The organism is Paenibacillus sp. FSL R7-0026 (assembly GCF_038004485.1).
Taxonomy (GTDB): Bacteria; Bacillota; Bacilli; order Paenibacillales; family Paenibacillaceae; genus Paenibacillus; species Paenibacillus xylanexedens_A.
Genome location: NZ_JBBORG010000001.1, coordinates 3,987,702 through 4,008,660, shown reverse-complemented (window position 1 = coordinate 4,008,660; position 20,959 = coordinate 3,987,702). Strand labels below are relative to the sequence as shown.

The 20,959-nt window shown below is 47.0% G+C and carries 21 protein-coding genes; all 21 read left to right on the top strand.

Annotation, left to right across the window (positions count from 1 at the left end; translation table 11 throughout):
* Positions 1-11 precede the first annotated feature (11 nt).
* On the top strand, positions 12-740 hold the full coding sequence (locus MKY44_RS17630) for a demethylmenaquinone methyltransferase (protein ID WP_036607690.1): 729 nt from the start codon (positions 12-14) through the stop codon (positions 738-740).
* Entirely contained in the window at positions 733-1,599 is an 867-nt protein-coding gene (locus tag MKY44_RS17625; protein WP_341008036.1) for a UbiA-like polyprenyltransferase, read from the top strand. Before MKY44_RS17630 ends, MKY44_RS17625 begins: the two co-directional genes overlap by 8 nt.
* Complete coding sequence (locus MKY44_RS17620) at positions 1,600-2,220, top strand: UbiX family flavin prenyltransferase (RefSeq protein ID WP_017687702.1); 621 nt, start codon at positions 1,600-1,602, stop codon at positions 2,218-2,220.
* Positions 2,221-2,563: 343 nt separating this feature from the next.
* Positions 2,564-3,538: a polyprenyl synthetase family protein gene (locus tag MKY44_RS17615; protein WP_341008035.1), complete on the top strand. Its 975-nt coding sequence runs from the start codon at positions 2,564-2,566 to the stop codon at positions 3,536-3,538.
* A 154-nt stretch (positions 3,539-3,692) separates the two neighbouring features.
* Complete coding sequence (gene ndk / locus MKY44_RS17610) at positions 3,693-4,136, top strand: nucleoside-diphosphate kinase (RefSeq protein WP_017687704.1); 444 nt, start codon at positions 3,693-3,695, stop codon at positions 4,134-4,136.
* Between the two features lie 25 nt (positions 4,137-4,161).
* Complete coding sequence (locus MKY44_RS17605) at positions 4,162-4,956, top strand: CheR family methyltransferase (protein WP_047843560.1); 795 nt, start codon at positions 4,162-4,164, stop codon at positions 4,954-4,956.
* A gap of 179 nt (positions 4,957-5,135) precedes the next feature.
* Entirely contained in the window at positions 5,136-6,305 is a 1,170-nt protein-coding gene (aroC, locus tag MKY44_RS17600; protein ID WP_017687707.1) for a chorismate synthase, read from the top strand.
* A 1-nt stretch (position 6,306) separates the two neighbouring features.
* Entirely contained in the window at positions 6,307-7,401 is a 1,095-nt protein-coding gene (gene aroB, locus MKY44_RS17595) for a 3-dehydroquinate synthase (protein WP_047843559.1), read from the top strand.
* 5 nt (positions 7,402-7,406) lie between these two features.
* A complete protein-coding gene (aroH, locus tag MKY44_RS17590) occupies positions 7,407-7,784 on the top strand; it encodes a chorismate mutase (RefSeq protein WP_047843558.1) in 378 nt (125 codons plus the stop codon).
* A gap of 691 nt (positions 7,785-8,475) precedes the next feature.
* Positions 8,476-10,044 (top strand): anthranilate synthase component I, encoded by a 1,569-nt coding sequence (gene trpE / locus MKY44_RS17585; RefSeq protein WP_341008034.1) that lies wholly within the window; start codon positions 8,476-8,478, stop codon positions 10,042-10,044.
* Between the two features lie 68 nt (positions 10,045-10,112).
* A complete protein-coding gene (gene trpD / locus MKY44_RS17580) occupies positions 10,113-11,153 on the top strand; it encodes an anthranilate phosphoribosyltransferase (protein WP_445670692.1) in 1,041 nt (346 codons plus the stop codon).
* Positions 11,143-11,931, top strand: a complete 789-nt coding sequence (trpC, locus tag MKY44_RS17575; RefSeq protein WP_341008033.1) for an indole-3-glycerol phosphate synthase TrpC — start codon at positions 11,143-11,145, stop codon at positions 11,929-11,931. The genes trpD and trpC overlap by 11 nt, the downstream gene beginning before the upstream one ends.
* Before the next feature lie 35 nt (positions 11,932-11,966).
* Entirely contained in the window at positions 11,967-12,668 is a 702-nt protein-coding gene (locus tag MKY44_RS17570) for a phosphoribosylanthranilate isomerase (RefSeq protein ID WP_341009884.1), read from the top strand.
* On the top strand, positions 12,665-13,864 hold the full coding sequence (gene trpB, locus MKY44_RS17565; RefSeq protein WP_017687714.1) for a tryptophan synthase subunit beta: 1,200 nt from the start codon (positions 12,665-12,667) through the stop codon (positions 13,862-13,864). Before MKY44_RS17570 ends, trpB begins: the two co-directional genes overlap by 4 nt.
* A complete protein-coding gene (gene trpA, locus MKY44_RS17560) occupies positions 13,861-14,667 on the top strand; it encodes a tryptophan synthase subunit alpha (protein WP_076328309.1) in 807 nt (268 codons plus the stop codon). Before trpB ends, trpA begins: the two co-directional genes overlap by 4 nt.
* An 86-nt stretch (positions 14,668-14,753) precedes the next feature.
* On the top strand, positions 14,754-15,854 hold the full coding sequence (gene hisC / locus MKY44_RS17555; protein WP_340386662.1) for a histidinol-phosphate transaminase: 1,101 nt from the start codon (positions 14,754-14,756) through the stop codon (positions 15,852-15,854).
* A gap of 26 nt (positions 15,855-15,880) precedes the next feature.
* The gene (locus tag MKY44_RS17550) at positions 15,881-16,975 is read left to right on the top strand and encodes a prephenate dehydrogenase (RefSeq protein ID WP_341008032.1); all 1,095 of its coding nucleotides are present in this window, start codon (positions 15,881-15,883) and stop codon (positions 16,973-16,975) included.
* Between the two features lie 726 nt (positions 16,976-17,701).
* Entirely contained in the window at positions 17,702-18,295 is a 594-nt protein-coding gene (locus MKY44_RS17545; RefSeq protein ID WP_036607662.1) for an RNA polymerase sigma factor, read from the top strand.
* Complete coding sequence (locus MKY44_RS17540) at positions 18,292-18,927, top strand: anti-sigma factor family protein (protein ID WP_341008031.1); 636 nt, start codon at positions 18,292-18,294, stop codon at positions 18,925-18,927. The genes MKY44_RS17545 and MKY44_RS17540 overlap by 4 nt, the downstream gene beginning before the upstream one ends.
* Before the next feature lie 43 nt (positions 18,928-18,970).
* On the top strand, positions 18,971-19,570 hold the full coding sequence (locus MKY44_RS17535) for a histidine phosphatase family protein (RefSeq protein ID WP_074095634.1): 600 nt from the start codon (positions 18,971-18,973) through the stop codon (positions 19,568-19,570).
* Positions 19,571-19,803: 233 nt separating this feature from the next.
* On the top strand, positions 19,804-20,922 hold the full coding sequence (locus MKY44_RS17530; protein ID WP_036607656.1) for a hypothetical protein: 1,119 nt from the start codon (positions 19,804-19,806) through the stop codon (positions 20,920-20,922).
* The last annotated feature ends 37 nt before the right edge of the window (positions 20,923-20,959 follow it).

Sequence of the window (20,959 nt, the reverse complement as noted above, 5' to 3'; positions counted from 1 at the left end):
GAGACAGACGAATGGGGAGCGGAGAGACCAAACCGAAAGAAGAATATGTCCATTCGGTTTTTCAGAGTATAGCCGGAAAATATGATGTCATGAACGATATTCTAAGTTTCCGCAGGCATAAGGCTTGGCGTAAATTCACCATGAAAAAGATGAATATGTCCAAAGGCGATACCGGTCTTGATTTGTGCTGCGGCACATGTGACTGGACGCTTGCTATGGCAGAGGCAAGTGAAACGGGGCACATGCACGGACTTGATTTCAGTAGCAACATGCTGGAGGTCGGCCAGACAAAGATCAATGCGGTGCAACGTCAAAAGCAGATTACCCTGACACAGGGAAATGCCATGTCACTTCCTTTTGAAGACAATTCATTTGATTATGTGACGATCGGGTTTGGGTTGCGTAATGTACCTGATCTCAGACAAGTGTTGTCTGAAATGAAACGTGTGGTCAAACCGGGTGGTATGGTTGTGTGCCTGGAATTGTCCAAGCCAACATGGCAGCCGTTCAAAGGCATTTATTATTTTTATTTTGAGAAAGTTTTACCGAATCTTGCCAAAGTGTTTGCTAAAAGTTTTGAGCAGTACAAATGGCTGCCGGACTCACTGGCCATTTTCCCGGGAAGGCAGGAACTGGCAGATATTTTTGCAGAAACTGGATTACAACAAGTGCAGGCCTACCCTCTCACCGGAGGTATAGCGGCACTGCATATTGGAACCAAGGAGAATCAGCATGTTTAGGAAAATTCGCATCTTTTTAGAAATGATCAAGATTGAACACACGCTTTTTGCTTTACCTTTTGCATTTATGGGGGCCATCCTCGGCTCCATGGTAGTGAATGATACCTTCCCAAGCTGGATGCAGATCATGTGGGTATTGCTTGCGATGGTCGGCGCACGTAGTGCGGCTTTTGGTTTGAACCGAATTATTGACCAAGCGATTGATGGCAAAAACCCGCGTACCGCAATGAGAGCCATCCCGGCAGGACTGTTGAAAAATGGGGAAGTTGTTATATTTGTCATTATCTCATTTATATTGTTATTCTGGGCCTCATCCAATCTTAATGTATTATCGATGCAGCTGTTGCCTATTGCTGTGTTTATGTTGGTACTGTATTCGTACACCAAACGATTCACATGGTTATGCCACATTGTTCTCGGAATGACGATTGGTTTGGCACCACTTGGTGGCTGGGTAGCTGTAACAGGAACGATGGATTGGACAGCGATTGTGCTGTACGTTACGATTGTGTTCTGGACAGCGGGCTTTGATATTATCTATGCATGTCAGGATTTGGAATTCGATCAGGGAGAGGGTCTTCACTCCATACCTTCCCGTTTTGGCCTGGTTAAATCCTTGCAGATCGCTAAGTTCTTCCATGTGATTACTGCAATTGGTTTTCTTGCGTTATTGTTGCTGACAGATCTGAGCTGGTGGTATGGCGCAGGCATGTTGGTGACGTATGGAATTCTGTTCTATCAACACTATATTGTATCGCCTAATGATATGAGCCGTGTTCAAACGGCGTTTTTTACCATGAACAGTTTGCTTAGTATAATCGTATTTACGTTCACTCTAATTGATCTGGCGGTGAAATAAATGGTGCAGCAGCCGGACAATAAACGACTGGTTGTCGGAATTACCGGAGCGAGTGGCAGCATATATGGCATTCGATTAATTGAAACGCTGCTTGATTTGGAATATAACGTTCATCTGGTCATATCCAATGCAGGGTGGCGTGTACTGAAAGAAGAATTGGACTGGGATGTGACGAATCGGGACGCGGTGCTGGAAGAAAAATTCGGCAACCGTGCCGGTTCTCTGATCTATCATCCTGTGAGTGATATAGGGGCCTCCATTGCCAGTGGTTCTTATCTGGCCGACGGCATGATTATCATGCCATGTTCGATGGGAACTCTTTCGTCCATCGCGCAGGGATCGTCGGATAATCTGATGTCTCGCGCAGCCGATGTTATGATGAAAGAGGGAAGGACATTGATACTCGTACCACGTGAGACGCCTCTTCATGCAATCCATCTGGAGAACATGCTGAAGCTTTCTCGTCTTGGTGTACGAATGATACCGGCTATGCCTGCTTTTTATTACAAACCTCAGACGATGGATGAGTTGATTCTGTTTTTGGTGGGGAAAGTGCTGGATAGCTTGCGCATCCCACATCAACTGTTTACAAGATGGGGAGAACCGGATGAACGGGGATAACGACTGAGTTCGATACAAGGCTGTTTTTTGCCAAAGTGTTGCTCGGTTTATTTGTCCCCCGAATCCCGGGGTATTGGTGAGCACTGATGGTGAGTCTTCATGAACCACAGTCTTGACCCATGCTCCGGCAACTTCTGTATTTTGTTTCAGAACAAGTCGCAGAGTTTAATTTTCGGGTGTCGGCTATGACATTCGGAGAAGAAAAACACGTTAGATTACCTTATAGAACAACACAAGCAAGAACGGTAAGCCGGGTTTTTCGTAATGCCTGCAGGCCCGACTTGCTGGAGGGGAAGGTAAGCATGAATTTATGGACTGACAATACGCTGATACGGGTGAACGAATGAAACTATTGGATATTTTCGGGTTGTTAAAAAAGGACATGGATTACATTGAGAAAGAGTTGTATCGCAGTGTTCGAGGAGAACAGAAGCTGCTGAGTGAAACGTCACTTCATTTGCTCAAAGCAGGAGGAAAACGGTTGCGGCCCGTTTTTGTGTTACTTGGTGGGAAATTTGGTACATACGACATTGAACGTCTGAAGTTGGTTGCGGTTCCGCTGGAACTCATTCATTCGGCATCCCTCGTTCACGATGATGTCATTGATAATGCGGAGACACGCCGAGGCAAACCCACGGTGAAGTCAAAATGGGATAACCGGATTGCCATGTACACTGGAGACTATATCTACGGTAAGGCACTTGAAATGACTGCCGGATTATCCGATCCAGCTATTCATCGTATCCTTGCCAAAGCTATGGTACAGATGTCCATTGGTGAGATGGAGCAAATTCGCGACTTTTTCAATACGGGACAAAGTGTTCGTAACTATCTGCTGCGGATTCGCCGCAAAACAGCACTTCTAATTGCGGTTAGCTGTCAGTTAGGGGCATTGGCTACACGTGCGCCTGAGCATGTATCTTCCCTGTTGTATACATACGGATACAATGTGGGGATGGCTTTCCAGATTCAAGATGATGTACTTGATCTGGTAGGTACTGAGAAACAACTTGGCAAGCCACCTGGCAGTGACATGAAGCAAGGAAATATCACTCTTCCTGTACTTTATGCCTTAGAAGAATCCGATCTGCGGGAACCTTTACTTAATGAAATTTCCCGTGTCCAGCATGAAGAAGGACGGGCAAGTGCATCGGATGCAATTGGAATGATTCGCCAAAGTCAAGGAATTGCTAAAGCAGAAGCCCTTGCTGACCGATATATGAAGAAAGCGCTCGATGCTCTCGATCAGCTACCTAACATCAAGACGACCAAAAACCTGCGTGATATCGCTCATTTTGTGGTTAAACGTACGCATTAAACAATGTATGACCTTCGACTCTCAGATTACTCATACCCAAAGACGAGCAGAACTGTGAGATTCCTCATTGGGAGGATTTGGACATGTATGTTACAATCAGAGGGATTGCGTTTACATAGTGATTAACTTTGAACCGTGAGTGAGGAGTGAGCTGATGGATCGTACATTTTTGATGGTGAAGCCGGATGGTGTGCAGCGTGGATTGATCGGTCGAATTATTAGCCGTCTGGAAGACAAAGGATTTAAGTTGGTGGCAGGCAAATTGGTGCAGATGTCTGAGGATCAGGCAAAACGCCATTATGCTGAACATGAGGGCAAACCGTTTTTCGATGATCTGGTTCGTTTTATCACATCGGGGCCTGTATTTGCCATGGTGTGGGAAGGCGACGATATTGTGGCGCTTGCGCGCATCGTCATCGGAAAAACCAATGTGAAGGAAGCAGCTCCGGGTACCATTCGCGGAGACTTCGCCAGCCACACACCACATAATCTGATTCATGGGGCAGATTCACCGGAAAGTGCTTCCCGTGAAGCAGCAAATTTCTTTGCTTCAGATGAACTGGTGGTTTACGACAAGAGCATCGCAGCCTGGTTGTAATTATTAGCCAAAAGGGTGATACACGATGCTGGAGCAAGAACAACTACTAGACCCGGATTACACCGGATTCATTCGTAAAATCAAAGAGAGCACAGGCATTGATCTTGCTCAATACAAGGAAGGCCAGATGAAAAGAAGGCTGACCACACTTCGCAACAAAAACGGGTTTCATACATTTTCTAACTTTTTTGAAGCTATGCAGAAAGATAAATCATTGTTCTACGAGTTCCTTGATCGTATGACGATCAACGTGTCGGAATTCTGGCGTAATCCCAATCGTTGGGAAGTGCTGCGGGACGAGATCCTGCCTGAGCTGCTGGGGTCCAAGCGTCGTGCTAAAGTTTGGAGTGCGGCCTGTTCAACAGGTGAAGAACCTTATACACTTGCCATGATTCTGGACACGATGGGCATTTTGAAGGACAGCTCCATTACGGCAAGTGATCTGGATGAAGGTGCATTGGCCAAAGCCAAGGAAGGGCGTTATATGGAACGCTCGCTTAAGGATGTGCCAAAGGAAACGGCGAACCGTTACTTCAAGCAGGATGGCTTGGTATACCGTATTGATGAGCAACTCAAAAATTCAATCAAGTTCATGAAACAGAATTTGCTGGTGGACCGTTTTGACGATGGGTACGATCTGATTGTGTGCCGAAATGTCATGATCTATTTTACCGAGGAAGCCAAAAACCTGTTGTATCACAAATTTGCAGCAAGTTTGCGTCCAGGCGGTATTTTGTTTGTGGGTAGTACGGAGCAGATCTTCTCCCCGGGACAATATGGTCTGGAGACAGCAGAGACATTCTTCTATCGGAAAAAATAATGATAATGGTTGTTGAGCCGTCTGAAGCACATGTACATGTGCTTCAGGCGGTTATTTGTATACCAAGTACAAGAAAGAGCCGACTTTCTTGTCAAAGCCGGTCAGCTATACTATAATAAGCAAAGAAATTATGGGATTTTAGCAATGTGAAGTTTAACAGTTTAAAGGGGGAACGTATTATGAGTTTACGCTATTTAACCGCAGGGGAGACGCACGGACCCCAATTGACCGCTATTATTGAAGGATTGCCAAGTAATTTGACGATTGATTTTGAAGAACTGAATTTCCAGCTTCACCGCCGCCAAAAGGGATATGGCCGTGGACGTCGGATGCAGATTGAGAAGGATCAGGCGAATTTTGTTGGTGGTATCCGTCACGGATATACAACAGGTGCTCCGGTAGCGCTGGTTGTTCAAAATAATGACTGGAAACATTGGCAGAATATTATGAATATTGAGCCGATTGAAGGCAGTGACGAAGAGAAACGTCGCGTTCATCGTCCACGTCCCGGACACGCTGATCTGAACGGTGGACTCAAGTATAATCTTAAAGACTTGCGTAACGTACTGGAGCGCTCCAGTGCACGTGAGACAACGGTACGTGTGGCATGTGGCGCCATTGCACGTCAATTCCTGGCTGAATTCGGAATCAAGGTAGCTGGACGTGTACTTCGTATTGGAGAGATCGAAGCTCCGTATCAGGACCTTCCGATTGATGAACTGATCGCAGTGACAGAAGCTTCCTCTGTACGTGTTACGGATGCTGAGACAGAGAAGAAGATGGAGGCCTACATCGACCAGATTAAACAAGAAGGCGATTCCATCGGAGGAATAGTGGAATGTATCGTTGAAGGTGTACCTATTGGTCTGGGTAGTTATGTTCAATACGATCGCAAGCTGGATGCACGAATCGCTCAAGGCGTAATGTCCATTAATGCATTCAAAGGTGTAGAGATTGGTATCGGATTCGAAGCCGGAGTCATTCGGGGATCACAGGTACATGATGAAATCATGCATACGGATGAGCGCGGCTACCACCGGGCAACCAACCGTCTGGGTGGATTCGAAGGTGGTATGACAAACGGTATGCCAGTCGTTGTACGTGGTGTAATGAAGCCGATCCCAACGTTGTATAAGCCACTGCAAAGTGTCGATATTGATACAAAAGAAGCATTTACGGCTCAGGTTGAGCGTTCGGACGCTTGTGCTGTACCAGCAGCGAGTGTCGTTATGGAGCATGTTGTAGCGTGGGAAATTGCCAAAGCATTCCTGGAGAAATTCGGCGGGGATTCCATGGAAGAGATCCGTGCTAATGTTGCTAGCTATAACGCCCAACTGGAGAATTACTAATATGCGTCAGCTGACGGTACAGTTGGAGGAACGCTCATATCCGATTCTGATTGGCAGCGGTCTATTGGCACAAGCCCCTCAATATTTTGAGCAATATGGCTTGACCAAAAAAAGTCCGTTACTCATCATTACAGATGAACATGTGGCTCCCAAATACTTGTCAGGTTTGGAGCAAACGCTGCGTACGGCTGGTTATACAGTCGTATCTGCGGTTGTGCCCTCTGGTGAAACATCGAAATCCCTTTCGGTGTACCAGGATATGATGACCGTTGCGATCGAAGGCAAACTGGATCGGAGTTCTGCGATTCTGGCCCTAGGTGGTGGTGTCGTAGGTGATCTGGCTGGCTTTGTTGCTGCTACATATATGCGAGGAATCAAGTTTGTTCAAGTACCTACAACGATTTTGGCGCATGACAGCAGTGTAGGCGGCAAGGTGGCTGTCAATCATCCGCTGGCCAAAAATATGATCGGTGCATTCCATCAGCCCGAGCTAGTACTCTATGACGTGGACACACTTCAGTCCTTGCCGCCACGAGATGTTTCGGCAGGTTTGTCAGAGATGTTGAAGCACGGACTGATCCGTGATGAGGCTTTTGCACATTGGTGTGAGGAACATGCGGAGGAACTGCTTGCGCTTAATCCGGAAGCATTGGGATACGGCTTGGAGCGCGGTTGTGGTATTAAGGCAGAGATTGTATCCAGAGACGAACGTGAAAATGGAGAACGTGCGTTGTTGAACCTGGGACATACGATTGGTCACGCCATTGAAGCGATTGCCGGTTATGGAGAATTCCTGCACGGAGAGGCGATCTCGATCGGTATGGCTGGATCAGCATTGCTTGGTGAGAAGCTTGGTGCGCCAGCAGGACTCTATGAAGATACGGTCCGTATGCTGCGGTCACTTCGCCTTCCAACAACGATGCCTGCACATCTCGACACGGATGCATTAATGGAAGCGATGATGCATGACAAAAAGTTCCGTGAAGGTCATATGGTGTTTATCATTCCTGATCGGATTGGGGCTGCAAGAATTGTGAAGGACGTACCTGTGTCGGCGGTTCGGGACGTCATTGAAATGCTCAGGAAGGGAGAATAACAGCAATGGTCACACGGGGAATTCGCGGGGCTACAACAGTCACGCAGAACAACGAAGAACAGATTTTGAAGGAAACGGCTGTATTGTTGCAGGAGATCGTGGATCGCAATGAGATCCAACCGGAAGATATCTGCAGTGTGTGGATTACGTTAACTGGGGATCTGGATGCTGCTTTCCCGGCAAAAGCTATTCGTCAACTGGATGGCTGGGAACTCGTACCACTAATGTGTGCACTGGAGGTTCCTGTTAAAGGTGCCTTGGCGCAGTGCATTCGTTTCATGGTGCATGTGAATACAAACAAAGCTCAGAATGAAATCAACCATGTGTATCTGAACGGTGCACAGGCGTTACGTCCGGATTTGGCAGCACCTTCTGGCTCTTAAGTAGTGGGTTGTCAAACCGATCATAATGATGTATAGTGAGAACCAGTTGAGTAGAGTAGAGATTGAGCTGAGAGCAGCTGAGCTAGTGGAGTATATAGCAGAGTCCAGTGGGTGGTAACCGGGGCAACAGAAACCGGTCAACTGATTCACGGTACGTCGTGCTACGGAATAGGTAACAGGAACAGGGAAAACAAACGTGTCATAGGACATCTTTTGTTTTGATATATTTTGGTACAAACACAATCAATGCACTCTCCTATATTTTACGAAATATTGGAATGAGTAGTTGAAGTGTTATAACTAATTTATTTTCCCGATTTGGATGATGTGAGATGCATCAATTCAGCAACCTGTGAATAATCCGACAGCGAAGTATAGAGACTTGTTATTTATGAAGCATCACCCTGTTAAATACAGCTTATAACCAAACCTCTACCTGATGGTAGAGGTTTTTTTGTACATATACCCTTTTCTTCTACCCCTATAAGTTCAACTAAACTTTTACACAAAAACGCAGAGGACAGAAATAACGTGAAGAAGCGGAGCGTTCGCATTTATCACCGGATTTTCCCTTTAGAAAAGAAATCAAAAAATCTGGGGATAACAGCGATCGGAAGGTTGTTCTGTCATCGGAGTGCTCAGTGTAAACCTCTTTAGTTGAACTTACCTAAATCTGAAAGGACGTGATCTGATGATAACGCCAAACGTTAATCAAGTACTGAAAATATCGAATGAGTATAATCTGATTCCGGTAGTCAAGCGGATTCTGGCAGATATGGAGACTCCGATTCGAATATTCCGCCGTTATGCTGACAACGATCGGGCATTCCTGCTGGAAAGTGTAGAGGGTGGTATTCAATGGGCGAGATACTCGTTCATCGGTACAGATCCGTTCCTGATGATTTCGGCCAAGAAAGGCCGGATCGTTGTAGAAGAAGCAGGGAAGACTCGTGAATTGCCAGGCAAACCGATCGAAGAACTGAAAGCACTGCTGCGTAAGTATCGCAGTCCAAAAGATGATGAACTGCCACCATTCACAGGTGGAGCAATTGGGTTCTTTGGATATGATCTGCTGTCCTATTATGAGAAGCTTCCAGCTCACGCGCTGGATGACCTGAATATGGATGACATTCGCTTTATGTTCTGTGACCAGATTATCGTGTTTGACCATGTGAAGCAGCAGATGTTGCTCGTCGGGAATGTACACATCAAAGATGGTGCAACGGATGACGAGATACGTCAAGCGTATGCAGTGACTTCGGAGAAGCTGGAGCAGGCCGCAGAACGTTTGCAGCAGCAAGGACCAGGGGAGAACCTGAATCCGCGTTCTATTCCGGGAGACGTGGAACTGGGGGATATTCGCTCCAACCTCACGAAGGAACAATTTATCGGTAATGTGGAGCAAGCCAAAGATTACATTCGCGCAGGTGATATTTTTCAAGTGGTATTGTCCCAGCGTTTCCACATTGATACGGAAGTTTCTCCGCTTCACGTGTATCGTGTGCTTCGGACCCTGAATCCATCACCTTATATGTACTACCTCAAAATGGATGATGAGATTATTGTTGGTACTTCGCCTGAAGCGCTGGTCAAGGTGGACGGGAATCGTGTGGAGACACGACCGATTGCAGGTACACGTCCAAGGGGGGCAACAGAAGCGGAAGATCGTGCACTCGCTGCTGATCTGCTCCAGGATGAGAAGGAACGCGCGGAGCATCTGATGCTTGTTGATCTGGGGCGTAACGATCTGGGCCGCGTATCCAGCTTCGGCAGTGTGAAGTGTGACATGTTCATGGAGATTGAACGGTATTCTCACGTTATGCACATGGTATCGAACGTTACGGGCGAGCTTAGAGAAGATAAGGATTTCTTCGATGCATTCCTCTCTTGCTTGCCAGCGGGTACTGTATCCGGAGCACCGAAACTGCGTGCAATGGAGATTATCGCGGAACTGGAGAAAGAGGCACGGGGTGCTTATGCAGGAGCAATCGGATACCTTGGTTTCTCGGGTAACATGGACTCCTGTATTACGATTCGTACGATTATTTTCAAAAAGGGAAAAGCATATGTACAGGCTGGAGCGGGAATCGTATGGGATTCTGTGCCTGAGAATGAATATGAGGAAACAGTTAACAAAGCTAAAGCATTGCTCAAAGCGATTCGAACAGCAGAAGCAATGTTTCCCGCCAAAGAAAAGGACAGCACGTTGAGACTGGCGAATGCAGACTACTTTGTCACACCAGCGGCCGCTAAGAACTGAGAGAGGAGAGACCGGAGATGAACATAAACCCAATAATGAATGAGAACCCTGTAACCCCCATTGCTGAGATTACTCGTGAGGGAGGCATGAAGAATGGCCTGGCGAAGATTTTGGAGGGCAGCCATCTGGAGCAAGCCGAAGCAAGAGATTTGATGTACTCGATTATGAGAGGTGAGGCAACGCCGGCTCAAATCGGAGGTTTGCTGATGGCGCTGCGGATGAAGGGGGAAACGGTGGATGAGATCACCGGTTTTGCTGAAGCCATGCGTGGTCAGGGCGGACGAATTCTAACGGATGGCAGCGGCTTGCTGGACACTTGTGGAACAGGTGGATCGGGTATTCACAAATTCAACATTTCCACAGCATCCGCCATCATTGCTTCGGCCGTCTCGGTTCGGGTCGCCAAACATGGCAACCGTTCAGCTTCAGGCAAAGCGGGTAGTGCAGATGTATTAGAGGCACTCGGTGTAAATATCCATCTGAACGGTGAGCAGGCTAGACAATGTCTGGATGATATCGGAATCTGCTTCTGTTTTGCCCAGGTATATCACCCTTCCATGCGACATGCGGCAGGACCAAGAAAAGAGCTGGGTGTTCGTACCATTTTCAATATGCTCGGACCGTTAACCAATCCTGCGGGAGCAGATCGCCAATTGCTTGGCCTGTATGATCGTTCCCGGACGCCGATGATTGCTGAAGTACTGAATCGTCTTGGTCTCAAAAGAGCGTTGGTTGTGGCCAGCCATGATGGTCTGGATGAAATCAGTATCTCGGCACCAACTCAGGTATCTGAACTTCGCAATGGTGAAGTGCACACCTATGATATTGATCCACGTGATATGGGCTTGTCTCTGCATCCGCTTGAAGCGGTACTTGGAGGAGATGCGGCACAGAATGCCGAAATTATTAAGAGGATCTTCCAGGGTGAGCAGAGTGCTTATCGTGATGTCGTTCTGTTGAACGCCGGAGCGTGCATCTATGTATCCGGTCTTGCAGATAGCATTGCTGAAGGGGTGACACTTGCCGCAGAAGCGGTAGATTCGGGCAAAGCTGCCGGGAAGCTTGAACAGTTAATTCATACAACGGAGGCGTACAGTCATGTATCTTGATCGAATCGTTGCAACCAAACATAAAGAAGTTGAAGTTCTGGCACAAACATTTAACATGGATGAGGCAATCCAAAAAATCGAACAATTACCCGCAACCCGGGGGTTTGAACAAGCATTATCAAGCGGACGCAATCGCAAACTCGGCCTTATTGCTGAAGTGAAGAAGGCTTCGCCGTCCAAAGGATTGATCCGTCCGGATTTTCATCCGGTAGAGATTGCTGCGGCTTATGAACGAGCGGGTGCAGACTGCATCTCCGTATTAACAGATGTGTCGTATTTTCAAGGCAGCAACGAGTACTTGCAGGCAATCCATCAAGCAGTGAACATTCCGCTATTACGCAAGGATTTTATTATAGATGAACGACAGATTGCGGAGGCAAGATTACTGGGTGCGGATGCGATACTGTTGATTGCCAGTATTCTGACACTTGAACAGATTCGTCAATATCTGGAATTTGCCAAAAGTTTGGGGCTGGATGCCTTGATTGAAGTCCATGATCGAACAGAATTGGAGCAGGTATTGGAGATTCCGCAGGCAACACTAGTGGGCATCAACAATCGTAATTTGAAAACATTCGAAACCAGTCTGAACACAACACTGGATTTGATGGAATTGATTCCAAGTGGCGTTACCTTGATTAGCGAAAGTGGTATTGACGGACCAGAATCAACAGTACCTCTGATCCAGGCCGGTGTTCATGGTATTCTCGTAGGTGAGCATCTCATGCGCAAGGATGATGTCGAGGCGGCTGTATATGATCTGATGGGACCCAAATAATGAATAATTCCATATACGATGGCACAGGCGACAGTATGTCAGAACTGAGAAACCCGCTGCCAGCGGCCGTAAAAATATGTGGACTTCAGGACGTTGAAGTGCTAAAATCGATGATAAACTTGCCTGTGGATTACATTGGTGTTGTTTTTGCCAAATCACGCCGCCGAATCGAACCCGAGCAGGCTGCTGCATTAAGAACGGTATTGTTCGAATGGTCTACCTATGATCGGCCGAAGCTTGCGGGTGTATTTGTGAATCCTACGCTCGAAGAACTGGAACACATTATGGAGATTGCTCAACTGGATGTTATTCAGCTGCATGGACAGGAGACTGCGGAATTTTGCCAGCAGGTGAAGCTGCGGTGGAATGCCAAAGTGTTCAAAGTTTTTTCTTTTCCCAAAGATGAAACGGGGCCGGAAGCTGATGATGCAGCCATAAGGGCTCTTGATACTTACGATAAATTCGTGGATGCGATATTGCTTGATACCCATGATCCTCTATATGGAGGGGGCTCCGGGAAAACGTTTGCCTGGGAGCGAATCCCTGCCTATGCTGAATGGGCGAAAAGTCGCGAAATTGCTCTGTTCGTTGCAGGAGGTTTGCAGCCGGACAATGTACAACAACTAATACAGACATATGCACCTTTCGGCGTCGATGTATCCAGCGGCGTGGAGACTGAAGGTGTGAAGGATATTGCCAAAATTACAGCATTCGTAGAAAGGGTGAAGCAGGCATGACACATCAATTGCCGGATCAACACGGGCGTTTCGGTCACTTCGGAGGCCGCTTTGTACCTGAGACACTAATGAACGCACTCATAGAGTTGGAGGAGGCATATAGCCACTTCTCTGAAGATGAGGAATTCAACAAGGAACTGAACTATCTGCTAAGCGAGTATTCTGGACGTGAAACGCCATTGTATCATGCAGAGCAATTGTCACGCCGATTGGGCGGACCGAAAATTTATCTGAAACGTGAAGATCTCAATCATACAGGTGCGCACAAAATTAATAACGCCATTGGACAAGGTTTGCTTGCCAAACGGATGGGCAAAAAGAAAGTTATTGCCGAAACAGGTGCAGGTCAACATGGCGTTGCAACGGCAACCGTAGCTGCATTGCTTGGATTGGAATGCAAAGTATTTATGGGCGAAGAGGATACAGAGCGTCAACAGTTAAACGTATTTCGGATGAAGCTGCTCGGAGCAGAAGTCATTCCGGTGACGTCCGGAACACGGACACTGAAGGATGCTGGTAATGAAGCGCTTCGCTACTGGGTCAGCAATGTGGAGGATACATTCTATGTGCTCGGATCAGTGGTTGGTCCTCATCCATATCCGATGATGGTGCGGAATTTCCAACGTGTGATTGGTGATGAGACCCGTCGTCAGATTCAGGAGATCGAAGGGCGTTTGCCAGATGTAATTGTAGCAGCTGTTGGTGGAGGAAGTAATGCGATCGGTATGTTCTATCCATTTATCGGTGATCAGGATGTGAAGCTTGTTGGTGTTGAAGCCGCAGGTAAAGGGGTCGAAACCGAGTATCACGCGGCGACGATGACCAAAGGTACACATGGTGTATTCCAGGGATCTATGAGTTACCTGTTGCAGGATGAGTATGGACAGGTTCAGCCAGCGCATTCCATCTCGGCCGGACTTGATTATCCGGGTGTTGGTCCGGAGCATTCCTATCTCAAGGATATTGAACGGGCAAAATATGTACCGATCACGGATCAGGAAGCACTGGATGCCCTGCAACTCCTATGTCGGACGGAAGGAATCATTCCTGCTCTGGAGTCTGCACATGCGGTAGCTCAAGTTGTCAAACTGGCGCCTGAACTTACAGCAGATGATATTGTAGTCATTTGTCTGTCGGGACGTGGAGACAAGGATGTTGAATCGATCATGAAATACACGGGAGGTGACTTGGGATGAATCTGATGGACCAGACCTTCCAGCAATTGAAGGAACAGAATCGTACGGCACTTATTCCATTCTTAACCGTGGGAGACCCGGATGTGGACACAACGATTGATATCATCAAGGAGCTTGAACAGGCTGGAGCGGACATTTTGGAACTGGGTGTTCCCTATTCCGATCCGCTTGCGGATGGCCCAGTCATTCAGCGTGCTTCCGAACGCGCGCTGAAAAGCCAGATTACCATTCGTACTGTGATGGAAACCGCTGCAAAAGCTCGTAAGGCAGGTGTGAAACTGCCGTTTGTACTGTTCACCTATTATAATCCGGTATTGCAGACAGGACTGGATGTATTCTTTGATGAATTGGTCAAACACGATATTAGTGGCATGATCATTCCGGACCTGCCAATTGAGGAAGCGGAAGAGATGCGAGAACGCGCAAATCGTGCTGGTGTGCATCTGGTGCCGCTTGTTGCACCTACATCTAATGCACGGATTGAGCGGATTGTAACGGGAGCGAGTGGCTTTATCTATTGTGTATCATCCCTTGGGGTAACCGGAGAGAGAGCTTCTTTCTTTGATGGCGTAGAGAGCTTCATTGAGACGGTGAAAAGCCTGACAGACCTCCCTGTAGCGGTAGGTTTTGGTATCTCCAGTCATGAGCAGGTGGCACATTTCTCCCGCATCTGCGATGGCGTTGTTGTAGGTAGTGCCATTGTTCGTCAAGTGGAAGATGCGATTCCTCTGCTTGAAAATCCGGATACGCGTGCAACGGGACTGTTGCAAATTCGCAACTTTGTGGCACAATTAAAGGGATAGAGATGTCCTGAAAGGACATCTTTTGGACACATGAGGTGCACGCTGATTCGTGTCTAACATTATTTCAATAACAGGAGGCGGTCGGGTTGAAACCGAAATCCCAGATTGTCAATCTGCCTGTGTACCAGCCGGGCAAACCGATTGAAGAAGTGAAACGTGAACTGGGGCTTGAACAAGTCATCAAGCTGGCCTCCAACGAAAACCCGTACGGCAGTTCTCCTGCCGCTCTGGAAGCCATTACGAAAGAAATGACTAATATAAGCATATACCCAGACGGTAGCTCGGTTGAGCTGACGGGAGTTCTTGCCAAGCATCTTGGCGTTGAACGGAACAATCTGATATTTGGTTGTGGTTCCGATGAGATTATTGCTTTGATCACGAGAGCTTTCTTCTTGCCGGGTGACGAGACTATCATGGCAGATCAGACATTTTCTGTATATAAAAGCAATGCAGATATTGAGGGTGCCGTGTCCATCGAAGTGCCTCTGAAAGATGGCACGCATGATCTGAGCGCGATGCTCGCGCAAATTAACGACAAAACCAAAGCAGTATGGGTGTGTAATCCAAATAATCCGACAGGTACGATTATCTCCGAGCAGGAACTTACAGCCTTTATGGACCGTGTGCCTGCCCATGTGATGGTCATACTGGACGAAGCTTATTATGAATTCGTAACCGATGAAGCATACCCGCAAAGTATACCATTGATCGAACGGTATCCGAACTTGGTCATCCTGCGGACATTCTCCAAAATTTACGGTTTGGCTTCGCTTCGGATCGGATATGGTATTGCACGTCCCGAAATTATTGATTTGATTAACCGTGTACGTGAACCGTTTAACACCTCCCGTTTTGGACAGGTTGCGGCAAAAGCTGCACTACTGGATCAGGATTTTGTTCAAGAGTGCTCGAAGCGGAATGCAACGGATCGGGATTACCTGCAAAATGAATTTACACGGCTCGGATTGTCGTATTTCCCTTCACAGGGTAATTTCATTATGGTTGATCTGAATATGCCTTCGGCAATTGCGTTCCAATCCTTGCTCAAACAAGGCATTATCGTTCGCTCAGGATTCCACGTATACCCAACTTACATTCGTGTGTCCGTCGGAACATCAGAACAGAACCGTGCATTTGTCACGGCACTGGAGAACACGCTGGCTGAGAAGGCGGTAGCACGCCCTTAATACTGGCGATGAAAGAGTGAGGACCCATGAAACTAAAAATTGCAATGATTGGTGTAGGACTCATCGGCGGTTCACTGGCACTCTGCTTCAAAGGCAAGCCAGATGTAACCGTGATGGGCTACGCCCACTTGGATGAACTGAAGGACAAGTACATAGCGAGCGGTGTAGTGGATGATGCTACGCTCTCTCTGGAAGAAGCGGTAGAGGATGCCGACTTTATTTTTTTGTGCGTTCCTGTAGGTTTGTTAGAATCCTATTTCGAGAAACTCTCCAAGCTGCCATTGAAAAAAGGATGTATCATCACGGACGTAGGAAGCACTAAAGCTTCCATTGCCGCTTGTGCCGAGCATGTGCGGTTGACTGACGCTTACTTCATTGGTGGTCACCCTATGGCGGGGTCGGAGCGTGCAGGCGTAGATGCGGCCTCAGCCGTGTTATTTGAGAATGCATACTATGTCTTAACCCCTTCAGAACATGTACCTGAGGAAGCCTACAGCAGGTTGTCTGACCTGCTTGCGTATACGCGGGCACAGATCGTGCGTGTGGAGCCTCTACTGCACGATGACATCGTGGGGGCGATTAGTCATCTGCCACATGTTATTGCTGTTGCGCTGGTGAATCAGGTGCGTGAATATAATGAGTCGAATCCACTTTATAAAATGCTGGCTGCAGGTGGTTTCCGGGATATTACCCGGATTGCGTCCAGTGATGCGATTGTGTGGAGAGATATCTTGCTTAGCAACCGTGATGTACTGCTGGGCTTGCTTAAGGACTGGAATAGCCAGATGACGGCCTTTACGGATATGCTGGAGCATAAGAACGGTGAAGGTATAGAGGAGGCATTCCGTCAGGCCCGCGAGTTTCGCAGTATATTACCAGAACGACGCAAAGGCATGATTTCGCCGTTATTTGATCTATATACTGATGTCCAGGATGCACCGGGTATGATTGGTAAGATCGCAACTGAGCTTGGGGCGAATGACATCAACTTGAGCAACTTGGAGATTATCGAAAACCGGGTGGATGTGCCGGGCATTATGCGTCTGTCTTTCCGTCAGGAAGAAGATATGGAACGAGCCAAGACGTTATTGGATTCCTTAGGTTATCAAGTGTGGATATAAGACGAGAAAGAGGGCGAAAGCCCTCTTTTTTGTGAGGTTATATTGGAGATGTTATTTGATTTTCAGTCACGAAAAAAAAGGATGTATTATCCTGAATTACCGAAAGATATAATTAATTCAAACAATTTTACTGAAAGTGTTGACAAAATGAAAACGTATACATATAATAAGGGTACAGTATGGTTTCTCTCCACTCCTATCCAATAACTGTATTGCTCCACGTGAGCAATGGCCGCTTATGTAAGCGGTCTTTTTTTTGTCTTGAAAAGTTATGGGAAAGGCATTGATATGTTAATAGTTACACTTAAGCTTATATCCTCTATTTACATCTCTCTCCTTAATCTGTTAGGATACCTTAGATCAAATAAATATCACATTTTTGTAACCTTTTTGGTATGTCGTCCGTCTATATAAGCAAGGGTTACCAAAAAGGCTCAAAATGAAGTCATGAACGTGAAAATGACCGCATATGAATGACAGGTCGGGTTCTGTGGATACCAATGGATTTGCCAGGATGATGCAGACCGTTGTACAATAAATACTGTTAATGTAGAAACGTTGGGGAAATTGCCATTACATAGGGGAATTTGGCGGGAAGGCCAGTTATGGCGCTGAACGCTTTTTATATGCGGTGAGAACCGCAACTTTTTTGTGCCTGTTCGGTAATACATGGATAGAGTCGAACGGGGAGAAGCACATGGATGGGCGAGGAGGGGTCGCACTCAAATGACGGATTCCCAGTTGATTCGAGAGATCAAGGAAGGTAACCTGGAGTTATATTCCGAGCTGATGAGTCGTTATCAGCGTAAAATACTGGCTTTCGTATATCATATGTTGAAAAGTTCCAATATGGAGCTGCTTGCGGAAGATCTCTGTTCTGAGACTTTCTATAAGGCGTTCCGCAGTCTGCACTCTTTCCGTGAGGTGGATGCCTCATTCTCAACCTGGTTATATACCATTGCGAGAAATACGGTACTGAGTGAGCTTCGCAAACAGCGCAGCGGAAATGTCCCACTTGAAGAAAGCGGGATTGTTCCCGTTGCTCCTTCGGAGAATACACCGGAGTATGCTGTACTACGCAGCGAGCGGGTGATGCTGGTTAGGGATGCGATTAACAATTTACCGGAGAAGCAGCGTTCTGCGATTATACTCCGCGAGTATGATCAACTAGACTACCAAGAGATTGCGAATATTCTTGGGCAGAGCGTCAGTTCTGTGAAATCGCTATTATTCAGAGCAAGATCAAGCGTAAAAACTCAATTGGAACCTTATTTCTTCGAACCGGTGTACGAGCCATATGAAGGGATGAAGAACCGATGAATTGCAATGAAGCCCAGGAACTGTTTGCACTGGTCTGGGACTTGCCGGAAACTCATCCTCAGCGGATTGCATTTCATGCTCATCTCGCTGGTTGTGAAGAGTGCTCCGAGCAGTTTGAGGTCTGGGAAGAAGCTCAGATCTTGCTGCACAGCATTCCGGTTCCAGTGACAGAACAACAAGCAGAGAGAGTGAACCGTAACGTTATGGACCGGATCTATGCGGAGTCTCCATGGCTACTGCCGGAAGAGGCAAAGGTTAATCGTTTCTCTGCTGTGATCCGCAAGCATATGTCTTTGTGGATTGCCGCGTTCCTGGCTATTTTTTTATGCAGCTTTCTGTATATGGCAATGTTTAAGCCAGACGTATCAGAAGCTGAGCAAACCAAAGTTGTTACTACTGGTATCCTGGAGACAGGGGTTGCCGGAAGCGGACCATCGTCCTCTGGAGTGTATCAGTACAACATGACTGGAGCGGACAGAGGAAGTATCATAGAACCTTTTGTTGTAAGCATGGGACCTGCTTATCCGCAGTATTGGATGGCCCTCTCTTTACTTGCAATAGGAATGGCGTTATTTTCTCTTGGACGTATGCATCGAACAACGAATAAACGCAAACAAGGTGCGAGTGCATAGGTAATAACCTTTCGTTCGCCGTGTGGAGAAATGAGGGATGTAAGTGCGAATCGGGCTTATTCGTCACGGTCTTACAGACTGGAATGCGGCGGGCCGTATACAGGGTCAGACGGATATTCCTCTGAATGGAGAAGGTCGTGAACAGGCAGAGCGCCTGGGAAGACGTCTGCTGACGGAAGAATACCAATGGGACTATATCATCACAAGTGGATTATCGCGGGCACAGGAAACAGGGGAGATTATCTCTAAACTGTTGAATGTACCTTTGCTTGAGCCGGACGCACGGTTGAAAGAAAGGGCTTTTGGTCAGATTGAAGGTCTGACTTCAGAAGAACGGGTTGCCCGTTGGGGCCAAGCCTGGGAGACATTGGACTTGGGACAGGAGCAGATAGCGGATATCCAGATTCGTGCACTGGCGTTTCTGGAAGATCTATGGTCTGCCTATCCGGACCAAAACGTACTCATTGTCACTCACGGAGCTTTCTTAGCCAACCTGTTAACAGCCTTGTTTAAAGATCGGTATACAGAACGGATTGGAAACCTGTCACTGACGATCCTGGAAAAGGAACGTGATGACTGGAGTCCGCTGTTATATAATTGCACACGACATCTGTCTTTGGACACAGCGAAACAACCTGAGTAATCCAACTTGGGTTGTTTTTTTGCGTTTTATGGGGAAATAAAGACTGTATATGATTTCAAACCTCTCATTTTTCTTCTGATTGACCAACTCGGGGCATAGTATGGTTTAAAACATAAAAGATTTCCAAAAAGAGGTTTAGATTATGGGAATTCCGTCAACGATGTTTACAAAACCAAACTATTTCAGGCTCCGAATCAGTAGTCGAAGTAGTTAACGGGCGAGGCGATGGACCCATGAATCTAGCGGATATGCTTACTTTTGCCGATATTGGCCAGCTTAATCGAATAGCAGACTATTACCAATGTGAATGCAAGCCCAATTCCAAACATGAACTCATCCAGAGTATTCTCACTACATTGGGCAGCAGACCCTTTTTTGAGCAGCAGGTACGTCAACTGAATCAAGCAGATCAGCGCTTTTTGAACAACTTGTTGTTTGATCCTCGCCAGTATTATGGTATGGAAGAACTCATTGCCATAGCCCGTCAATCGATGGACAAAAAGGAGAGTGAGGCTGGCGCGAGTCCACGTGATCTCATCGTTCGCTTCAATAAGAGTGGATGGTTGTTCAATGGGACAACGCAGCAGACCAGGTATTTGTATCAGGTACCCCAGGATCTGAAATTAAGATTCAGGGATGTGTTATCCACACATCTGCGAGCAGGGATTACCAAAACAACGGAACCACCCATGTATCGGGATGAGTATCATCTCTTAGCGGATGATCTCAAGTTGTTCCTGCAGTTTGTCCAGCAGCACGAAATTGCCCTTAACGCTGAAGGCATGATGTACCGTCGCTCTCAACAGCAGATTATGGAGCATCTGCACATTAGTGAGGAATTGGTGGGCAAAGGTGGATGGAGATTCGGATATGGCCGTTCCTTCAAGGATTACCCGGATCGTTTCGCACTTCTCTACGACTATGCATTTCACCATCGGCTGGTTCGTGAGGAGCAAGGCACGCTGAAGTTATCACCAGCTGGAGAAGACAAGCTGGGAGCTGAGAAAACAGCCGAAATGATACAGCTATTTAGGTTTTGGTTAAGATTGTATAAAGGTGCTATTCCCAATCTGTCCTCTATTGTGTATTGGACAGGCGAATGTGCCCAAGAATGGTCAACCGCCGAGTCGCTGTTTCGTCAGATCGGTCCGTTCATTCAGCCGTTTTACTATGATACGGCCGAGGCCATTTATGATAACAGAATTGTTAAAATGATGTTGCATCTTGGCATGGTCCGTATTGGGGAACATGAGGAAGGCAGGACTATACAAATGACAGCCTGGGGCACACGTCTTGCTGCATCCTGTCGCTCCATCTCAGGAGACATTACACCTATTATGTTTGACAAGTGAAGGACAAGTTGCTAAAATCACTCCCAAATTAAGGAGT

Bases quoted from the DNA above. Each gene is read 5' to 3' on its own strand.
- MKY44_RS17630 (WP_036607690.1), top strand. From the start codon at position 12: ATGGGGAGCGGAGAGACCAAACCGAAAGAAGAATATGTCCATTCGGTT.
- MKY44_RS17625 (WP_341008036.1), top strand. From the start codon at position 733: ATGTTTAGGAAAATTCGCATCTTTTTAGAAATGATCAAGATTGAACAC.
- MKY44_RS17620 (WP_017687702.1), top strand. From the start codon at position 1,600: ATGGTGCAGCAGCCGGACAATAAACGACTGGTTGTCGGAATTACCGGA.
- MKY44_RS17615 (WP_341008035.1), top strand. From the start codon at position 2,564: ATGAAACTATTGGATATTTTCGGGTTGTTAAAAAAGGACATGGATTAC.
- ndk (WP_017687704.1), top strand. From the start codon at position 3,693: ATGGATCGTACATTTTTGATGGTGAAGCCGGATGGTGTGCAGCGTGGA.
- MKY44_RS17605 (WP_047843560.1), top strand. From the start codon at position 4,162: ATGCTGGAGCAAGAACAACTACTAGACCCGGATTACACCGGATTCATT.
- aroC (WP_017687707.1), top strand. From the start codon at position 5,136: ATGAGTTTACGCTATTTAACCGCAGGGGAGACGCACGGACCCCAATTG.
- aroB (WP_047843559.1), top strand. From the start codon at position 6,307: ATGCGTCAGCTGACGGTACAGTTGGAGGAACGCTCATATCCGATTCTG.
- aroH (WP_047843558.1), top strand. From the start codon at position 7,407: ATGGTCACACGGGGAATTCGCGGGGCTACAACAGTCACGCAGAACAAC.
- trpE (WP_341008034.1), top strand. From the start codon at position 8,476: ATGATAACGCCAAACGTTAATCAAGTACTGAAAATATCGAATGAGTAT.
- trpC (WP_341008033.1), top strand. From the start codon at position 11,143: ATGTATCTTGATCGAATCGTTGCAACCAAACATAAAGAAGTTGAAGTT.
- MKY44_RS17570 (WP_341009884.1), top strand. From the start codon at position 11,967: ATGTCAGAACTGAGAAACCCGCTGCCAGCGGCCGTAAAAATATGTGGA.
- trpB (WP_017687714.1), top strand. From the start codon at position 12,665: ATGACACATCAATTGCCGGATCAACACGGGCGTTTCGGTCACTTCGGA.
- trpA (WP_076328309.1), top strand. From the start codon at position 13,861: ATGAATCTGATGGACCAGACCTTCCAGCAATTGAAGGAACAGAATCGT.
- MKY44_RS17550 (WP_341008032.1), top strand. From the start codon at position 15,881: ATGAAACTAAAAATTGCAATGATTGGTGTAGGACTCATCGGCGGTTCA.
- MKY44_RS17545 (WP_036607662.1), top strand. From the start codon at position 17,702: ATGACGGATTCCCAGTTGATTCGAGAGATCAAGGAAGGTAACCTGGAG.
- MKY44_RS17540 (WP_341008031.1), top strand. From the start codon at position 18,292: ATGAATTGCAATGAAGCCCAGGAACTGTTTGCACTGGTCTGGGACTTG.
- MKY44_RS17530 (WP_036607656.1), top strand. From the start codon at position 19,804: ATGAATCTAGCGGATATGCTTACTTTTGCCGATATTGGCCAGCTTAAT.